The organism is Priestia sp. RMT2NF4 (genome assembly GCF_047872835.1).
Lineage (GTDB): Bacteria > Bacillota > Bacilli > Bacillales > Bacillaceae_H > Priestia > Priestia zanthoxyli.
In genome coordinates this window covers 25,481-33,950 of sequence record NZ_JBLQZO010000017.1, presented here as the reverse complement: position 1 = coordinate 33,950, position 8,470 = coordinate 25,481, and the positions used below count along the sequence as shown (strand labels likewise).

The following is an 8,470-nucleotide window of genomic DNA, read 5'->3' as shown; positions in this document are numbered from 1 at the left end:
CTGGTCATAGTGGAAGTACAAATGGAGGCAGCTCTTCTGTAGGAAAGGCAAGTACTCCTCTACATGGTGAAATGCAGGCTTCTGGTCATAGTGGAAGTACAAATGGAGGCAGCTCTTCTGTAGGAAGTGTGAGTACGCCTGTTCATGAAGAAATTCAAACTTCCGGTTACAGTGGAAGTACAAGCGAAGGCAGATCTTCTGTAGGAAGTATAAGTACACCTGTTCATGAAGAAATTCAAACTTCCGGTTACGGTGGAAGTACAAGCGAAGGCGGATCTTCTGTAGGAAGTATGAGTACACCTGTTCATGAAGAAATTCAAACTTCCGGTTACGGTGGAAGTACAAGTGAAGGCGGATCTTCTGTAGGAAGTATGAGTACACCTGTTCATGAGGAAATCCAAGCTTCCGGTTACGGCGGAAGTACAAGCGAAGGTGGCTCTTCTGTAGAAAACGTAAGCTATCCTACACCAACAAGAGAACCGTCTGTTTCCATGCCGACAGGGATGGATCAAGCACAAGCACAAGCACAAGCACAAGTGGCAGCTACAGAGGAACCCCGCCAAGGAAAACAACAGATTGAAAAAGACACAGTTCCTGCTTCAACAAAAGATATTCCAATGCCAGATCAGAACCGGATAGAAACACGCAATATTGCACAAGTGGTAAAAGATAACTTTAAGGGAGGGGTAGGAAAGGTAAAAGAACGTATTGATAATTCGCAAACAATCCATAAAACAAAACGCTCTTATCAAATTGGACGAAATACAGGGCGAGATTTACGAAACCTTGGATCAAAGAAACGAAATAAACCAGAAGAGAAGTAACAAGCGTTACTTCTCTTTTTTATGGAAAGGAGAAGAGTCATGGCAAACTATAACATTCCGAAAGAAATCTCAACGGAATTAAAGATTAATAAATCTCTTTATCTCTTTGATTTGTTGTTCATTATTGGCTTACTTATGGTCACGATGATGTTACGTTTTTTTATTCATCCTACGCTTCAAATTCCCTTTTATATCTTCATGGGCATATTTGGGGTATTGATGATTGTTAGACCAAGTACGAACCCTAAAAAACGAATGTATGAGGCGTTATTGCTTACATTGGTACGAAAGAAGAGCACATATTGTGCCATAGATCGAGATCAAGAATAAGGGAGGGCATGATAGATGGCATTATTTGATGAAAGAATCCTAGAAAAAGAGAAACCTATTTTAATAGAAAAAAAGACAAGTAAATCCCTTCTCTTTGATGAAAAGGAAATGGATAAACGGATCGCTCAAACAAAGAAAAAGAATCCTTTTTCTCTGTTACAACCTCCAAAGGCTGAAAAGGAAAAAAAGAAAGAGAAACTACCGGAGGTAAAGAAAAGTGTGGCTGATATTATTCCCATCATCGATCAAACAGATAGTGGGTTATTTCAGCTAAAGGATGATGGAGGCTTTTTTGGGATCTGGCAGCTTCAAAGTACCGATATCAATGCCATGCATGACCAAGAGGCAGGACGCAATATCTATACATTGGCGAAAACATACCAGGGCGATAAAGATCCTTTTAAAATTATCTCGTTAAACTTACCCGTTTCCACTCAAAAGCAGCAACATTATCTTGAAAAGAAAATTCGAGAAGCAAACAATGCGTTATCTCTTCGGTTCTTACGAAAAAAATTGAAAGAACTTCAATATTTAGAATGGGGGCGAACCAATCGGGAATACTTTCTTTTCCTATATGGACCAACTGAACTCGCTGTAAAAGAACGAAAAGATCAATTTATGAGAGATATTCAACTGGCTGTCCCTCTGTTACCTGTTTCGGATGAAAAACAAATCAATCTTCTTTACAAACTCTACAATCAAAACGCCAAGCTTGGCAATAAACAATAAGAAAGGATGATAAACCGATGATGTCTTTACCTTTCCGTAAAAAAGAGAAAACACCTCAAGAAATCAAGCAGAAAAAAGGATACAACCCTTATTTTGTGGCACAGATTCAACCACAAGGAGGCGTAAGCTTTAAAGAAAACCTTGTTCGAAATGGTGATGGATATTCGACATGTATTCACATTTATGAATATCCAACGAACGTGAATGATTTTTGGCTGGAACCGATCATGAATATGCCTAATGCCATTACTACCTTAGATGTAGTAAGCGATGAGCGAAAACAAGTCGTAGAAGCGATCAATAAAAATATGTCGGAACAAAATGCACGGCATGTGAATGCCAAAGAAAACATTGATCGTATGGATGCGCAAGAACAGTATTTAGATATGAAAGAGTTATACCGTCAAGTCACAAATGGAGAGGTAATCAAACGGATACATCTTCGCATTTATATTGCGGAAAAGACGATTCCTGACTTAGAAAAGCGATTAAAAGAAGTCATTCATCATCTTGAAACGCATAACTTCAGAGGATCCATTTTCCTAAATGAACAAGAGTATGAGTGGGAATCATTAGTCACGCATTTTGACATTCAAAAGAAATATCCTAATAAGCGAAAAGGAAAGGAAATCCCCGCATTAGCACTAGCTGGAGGGTTTCCTTTTCATTTTACCCACTTAGATGATCCATACGGCACGTATCAAGGAACAACTCGTACAGGTGGCAGCGTCATCTTTGATTTGTTTCACAAAGACCAACAACGTAAAAGTTATAATGCGGTATTGATGGGATTAATGGGCGCAGGTAAGTCCACATTTTTAAAGAAAGTCACCACGGATAATGCGATTAAAGGCTATAAAATCCGAGGCTTTGATATTGTAGGAGAGTTTGAAAGTCTTGTCAGAGAATTAGGAGGTAAACAGATTGCATTAGACGGATCAGAAGGGCAAATTAATCCCTTACAGGTATTTAAAACACATGAACATGAGCTTAATAGCTTTACGCAGCATTTATCCAAATTAACCGTTTTTTATCGCTTTATTGCACCAGAAGCAAAAGACGATGAGTTAAAAGAGTACGAAAAGCTACTTCGAAAACTCTATATCCAAAAGCAGTTATGGAACGATGAAAAAGGCGCAATTAACTACATCACAGGGCTTTCACCAGAAGCTTACCCAACTTTTAGTGAGTTTCTACAGCTTATTCGCCAAGAGTTATATGCAGATGAGAAAACAAGAGAGCATCATCCGAACCTAGGAGAGTATCGAAAACGCCGCCTTGAACTCATTGAGCTTAACATTGAAAACTTGGTTGAAACGTACGCTCATTTGTTTGATGGCATTTCGACCATTGAAGATTTTAACGACGAGCAAGTGGTATTCTTCTCCATCCGTCATTTATCGAAACTAAAAGATGAAATTGCACAGGCACAGCTTTTCAACGTCATGAGTTTATTATGGGATGGCATGCTGCAAAGTGGAGAACCACAATTGGCAGCCTATACAAAGGGGACATTAGCCTTTGAAGATGCCATACGCTACTTAATCGTGATTGATGAGGCTCATCACATTGTTAACACGAAAAAAGGTAATGAACATGCCTTAGATTTCCTAACAGAGTTTAGTCGGGAAGCACGAAAATACTTTGCAGGTTTGATCTATGCGAGTCATTTAATTAGCGACTTTGTACCAGATGGTTCTGAACAAACAGCAATTGAAAAAATTAAAAAACTCTTTGATTTAACGCAATATAAATTCATCATGCAGCAAGATGACAATAACTTAGATACCATTCAACGGGTATTTAAAACAGGGATTACCGATAGTGAATTGGCTGAGATCCCGAAGCTGCCAATTGGGGATGTGCTGCTTTGTATTAAGTCCGTAAAAAACATTCTCTTTCATATTGAAATCGATGAGGAAGAAAAAGCGCTGTATGGTGGAGGTGCGTAAGCTTTGCATATCGTTTTACAGCTCATTCCAAAAAAATATTTGATTGGAGGCACGTTGATCCTGTTAGGATTATCGGGCCTCTTAATCATGAGTACGATTGTTGCGATTATAGGTGAATTTGAAAATGACAGTCAACAAAGTGACGTAACAGAGATTGAAGGAGGAGGCATTGGTGTAGGAACGGCTAATGTGTCACCAGAGGTTATGAAGTATCAACCGTTACTTGAAAAATACGCACAAAAACATGGATTAGATGCTTCCTACGTGCCAATTATGATGGCACTCATGATGCAAGAAAGTGGAGGAAGAGGAAACGATCCGATGCAAAGTAGTGAGTCCTATTGTAACGGTACGGTTGGCTGTATTAAGAATCCTGAATTATCGATTGATAAAGGTGTCTTGCATTTTAAAAGTGTACTAGAAAAAGCCAATTATGATTTGAAACTTTGTCTTCAGTCGTACAACTTTGGCCCTGGCTTTATCAATTATGTCATGAAAAATGGAGGCAAATATACGCCAGAGTTAGCTATTTCTTTTTCTCAACTTCAATATCAAGAAGTAAAACATACAGGAAAATATCATTGCGTACGTCCTGAGATGATACCCCACGGGGCATGTTATGGCGACGCGAAGTATGTCGATGCGGTACTGAAATATTATACAGGAACGATCACAGCTGACGGAAAACCGGCTGCCCCTGCGAGTGGCGGAAGTGGTGGGAAATCGGGTGTAAAAGTGATTGATGCAGGTAAAACGTTGATTGGCAAAACACGCTATGTATTTGGTGGTGGGCGCTCTCAATCTGATATTAATGCAGGACGTTTTGACTGTTCAAGTTTCGTAAGGTGGGCATTCGAACAGGTAGGAGTGAATGTCGGTCCAATGTCAGGGGTGACAACCGATACACTCAAAACCCAAGGGCAAGCAATTAATCCAAAAGACATGAAGCCTGGAGATGTGGTGTTTTTTGACACCTATAAGATAGACGGCCACGTTGGAATCTACGTTGGTAATAATCAGTTTTTAGGCTGCCAAGGAAAAACAGGTGTAGCCATCGCAAGTATGGCAAAAGGAACGTATTTTGGTGAACGATTCAATGGAAGAGTAAAACGATTTTAAAAGGAGAAAAGGCGATGAAAAATAAAGCAGCACTACTATTTGGAGCGCTTGCCGTTGTGGTGGCAGGCGTGACCATTTTCAATATCTACCTTAACCACAATATCTCCAACACAACAGCTTCGAAACAAACTCAAGTCACGAATGATAGCTTACAAGAAGAAAATAAAGAGTTGAAAAAACAACTAAGTGAAGTTCGCCCTTCTGCCCAAGAACAACAAAAACGAGATTACTTGAATACGGTTAATCAATTCATCGATGTGTCTTATCATCGTGAAAAAGAAGGATTTGAGGAACGAAAGAAGGGTGCAAAATCCATCATGGACAAAGAGCTTTATGAGCAATTTTATCCTTCTGAAAAGTTTGTATATGGAGATAGTTACACCTCCACCCCAAACGATGTACAGCTCTATGTTCAACAATATGATGGGGGGCAAGAAGAGGTAAAAGTTATTGCAGAATTTACAAATCATCTTGTCATAAAAGACGAAGATGTGGACGATCAAACGCATGACATTATTAAAGTTTCTTTACGTAAAGAAGAGAATAAATGGATAGTTTATAGTATCGAAGAATTGAAAACAGAAATCATGAAATGAGGTGGTAGAAGTGGCATTTAAAAAGCAGCTGGAAGATTATCGGTTTAATTTAAGTCGCAATCGATCATGGAAGTATACAGCCGTTTTACTCTTTTTCTTTATCGGTTTTTTATCCTTACTGACATCGAAATTCTATTTACAAACAGAAGATCCGTTATATCATACCAAAACCTATGAGGCGGTTTCTTCCAACATTACGGGAACAGTAACCATTGAAAATCGTGTGTATCATCCGGCTAATGGCTCACTGGATATGGTTATCAAAATGGATCAAACAGATGAAGAAAAGGTAAGCTTTATTGCACAAGAAAAAGCGAATCCAAACATCAAATTACCTGTTCACTTATTGTATGAAGATGATGGATATTATGTGGTAAGGATCAGCGATTTATCTCCAAACTGGGAAGCACTTGCCTTTGATCTATATCAAGAAAATGAAGAAAAAGAAACGGTAAATGTAGATGATGTAAGGAGTGATTCAGAAACAGATTCAACAGAAGAAATAGACGCTCATGCATTAATTACAACGCTCTATTCTGACCAACGAAAAACGAAAAGTGAAGAAGGAAAAGGAATCAAAAACAAACAAGAATATGCACTTTTGGTTAATGATTTAGAGAAACAGTTTGTCAAAAAGAAAATGAAAAACTATGAAAAAGCAATCACAGTAGAAGCCAAACACAAACGTCAAACGCAACAAGAATTGAATGAGTTACAACGTGATATGAAGTACCAAGTGGATGAGGAAAAAGCCGATACAGAATCAAAAATTGCGATGAAAAAGGATGCCATTCAATCGAGTGATGAAAGCATTCAGCTTTATGAAGATGAACAAAAAAGTTTACAAGAAAAGCTCCAAAAATTGAATGAAAAGCAACAAGATTTAGCCATGAAGTGAAAAAAGAGGTGTCGCCACTGACTCGCCAATGTGTCGCCAGAGAGTCGCCAGACACCGTTTTGAAGTCGCCAGAGAGTCGCCACTTTGAGGGTTTCCATGATATCACGGTTTTGCTAGGCTTTGCCTAGCCTATCACACCCTGTGATAGCAAAAACCCCTTATGCTCTTCTCTCTGTTTCAGTGGAGAACCACAAATTACAGGAAAGGAACGAATGTAGTGGATATAATCATACGAAATGTAAGTGCAACTGCAATAAAAAAGATTGATGAAAAGGCAAAAGAAAAAAAGATTTCTCGTCAGGAATTTTTAAAAGGTCAGCTTGAAACGCTGGCTTTTTTTCATGAACAAACCAATAGAGAATTACAGCTTGAAAACATGCTAGAGAAAGTTCTTCAAATGATGGGTCAGTGCTCAACAACAATGGAAAATATGAATGACATCATGCATGAATTGATGGGAGGAGATGAACCGTTATGATGAAAGAGCGTATGAAAGTATCGTTACCACCTGAAGTGAAAAAATATATCCAATCTTATATGAAAGAACATCACTTGTCATTTACAGGTGATGCGATTTCTCGTATCTGTCAGGAGCATGAGGAAGCGCAAAAGAGAAAGGATGGTTCAATAAAAAAGATCGTAAAAGATGTTACTCAAAATATAGAGGATCTTTTACAGAGGGAACGACTTCATATTAAAAAAGAGTTGCTATATATGGAGCAAAATATTGAACGATCTACGAGGAACAGTTTAAAAGAAGTTGAGGATTATAGCATAGCAAAACGGGGTGAGCTTTTCGCTTCTTTATTGGAGGGATATGAAAAATGAATCAGTCCTCTGTTACACCAGGAGTCGTGCTTAAAACGAAATTTGTTACGTCTGATAAGAAAGCATTTCAAGAGTACGTGGAGTATGTTGATCGTGACGATGCAAAGAAAGATCAAGAAGCACATGAAAAACTATTTTCTCTTTATCAAGACTATATGAATAACCCTGATAAGACGTCCTCTTTATTTACAGAGCACTCAAATCAGTTAAATGAAGATGAGAAAAAAGAATTGAAAGGTTTATTTGAAACAGCACAAAAAAATAACAGTATCATGTGGCAAGATGTTATTACATTTCATAACCCTTGGCTCCAAGAAAATGGTTTATATGACGCTCATACTCATACAGTGGATGAGAAAAAATTAATGGAGATTACCCGTCAGTCCATGAAGGAAATGCTTAAAAGGGAAAGGTTAGATCAGTCAGCTATTTGGTCAGCTGCCATACACTACAATACCGACAACATTCATATTCATGTTGCGACAGTAGAACCACATCCTACACGTGATCGGGGCAAAAGAAAACCCAAAACGTTAGATGCCATGAAATCAAAAGTGGTGAGTCAGATTCTTGAACGCGGGCAGGAACAAAAAGAAATTAATGATTTAATTCGTAAAAACATGGTAGGCAGCAAGAAACAGGATTCCTCTTTTAAATGGAGAAATCGAGAGCTTAAACCACTCTTTTTGCACATCTATAATCATCTTCCAGAAGATAAGAGACAATGGCAATACAGTTATAACACGTTGCAACCTTTACGATCGTCTATTGATATATTAAGTGCAAAATATATTCAAAAGTATCATGCAAAAGAGTTTGAACAGTTCAATAAGAAATTGGATCAAGAGGTAGAGGTGTTAAGGAAGGCATACGGCGAAGGAACGTTTGATAAGAAACGGTATGAACATTATAAGCAAAACAAAACAGATGAATTATATAAGCGAATGGGCAATGCTTTTTTAAGTGAAATGCGTGAGTATGATCGAAAACAAACACATATCAAAAAAGTAATAGCTTCTTCTTCTGGGGCAAAGCAAAAGTCCTATTCGGCTAACCATCTACCTGTACACGTTTCTCTAAAGAAAATGGAACGTGCTTTTAAATCAGAATATGAAAGCTGGAAAAACCAACAACATTATGAGCGTTTGCAAAAAGATATTGAACAAAATCGTGAAGTCGAAAGGGGTTATTAAA

Annotated in this window: 10 protein-coding genes; all 10 read left to right on the top strand. The window is 38.1% G+C overall.

All coding sequences use genetic code 11. The features are described from left to right. A partial coding sequence (locus ACMX9J_RS27195; protein ID WP_416226436.1) for a hypothetical protein occupies positions 1–824 on the top strand: 824 nt, incomplete at its 5' end. Between the two features lie 39 nt (positions 825–863). Then, positions 864–1,154 carry a DUF5592 family protein gene (locus tag ACMX9J_RS27190; RefSeq protein ID WP_095380525.1) on the top strand — a complete coding sequence of 97 codons (291 nt, stop codon included), beginning with the start codon at positions 864–866 and terminating at the stop codon, positions 1,152–1,154. Positions 1,155–1,169: 15 nt separating this feature from the next. Continuing rightward, positions 1,170–1,883: a hypothetical protein gene (locus ACMX9J_RS27185; protein WP_416226435.1), complete on the top strand. Its 714-nt coding sequence runs from the start codon at positions 1,170–1,172 to the stop codon at positions 1,881–1,883. Between the two features lie 20 nt (positions 1,884–1,903). Next, positions 1,904–3,835 (top strand): VirB4 family type IV secretion system protein, encoded by a 1,932-nt coding sequence (locus ACMX9J_RS27180; protein WP_416226441.1) that lies wholly within the window; start codon positions 1,904–1,906, stop codon positions 3,833–3,835. Positions 3,836–3,838: 3 nt separating this feature from the next. Further along, positions 3,839–4,954, top strand: a complete 1,116-nt coding sequence (locus ACMX9J_RS27175) for a lysozyme family protein (RefSeq protein WP_416226434.1) — start codon at positions 3,839–3,841, stop codon at positions 4,952–4,954. Between the two features lie 14 nt (positions 4,955–4,968). After that, entirely contained in the window at positions 4,969–5,550 is a 582-nt protein-coding gene (locus ACMX9J_RS27170) for a MerR family transcriptional regulator (RefSeq protein ID WP_416226433.1), read from the top strand. A 10-nt stretch (positions 5,551–5,560) separates the two neighbouring features. After that, positions 5,561–6,448: a hypothetical protein gene (locus tag ACMX9J_RS27165; RefSeq protein ID WP_416226432.1), complete on the top strand. Its 888-nt coding sequence runs from the start codon at positions 5,561–5,563 to the stop codon at positions 6,446–6,448. Between the two features lie 217 nt (positions 6,449–6,665). Then, on the top strand, positions 6,666–6,926 hold the full coding sequence (locus ACMX9J_RS27160; RefSeq protein ID WP_061859916.1) for a hypothetical protein: 261 nt from the start codon (positions 6,666–6,668) through the stop codon (positions 6,924–6,926). Next, entirely contained in the window at positions 6,923–7,276 is a 354-nt protein-coding gene (locus ACMX9J_RS27155; RefSeq protein WP_416226431.1) for a hypothetical protein, read from the top strand. Before ACMX9J_RS27160 ends, ACMX9J_RS27155 begins: the two co-directional genes overlap by 4 nt. Then, entirely contained in the window at positions 7,273–8,469 is a 1,197-nt protein-coding gene (mobP2, locus tag ACMX9J_RS27150) for a MobP2 family relaxase (protein WP_416226430.1), read from the top strand. Before ACMX9J_RS27155 ends, mobP2 begins: the two co-directional genes overlap by 4 nt. Position 8,470 lies beyond the last annotated feature (1 nt).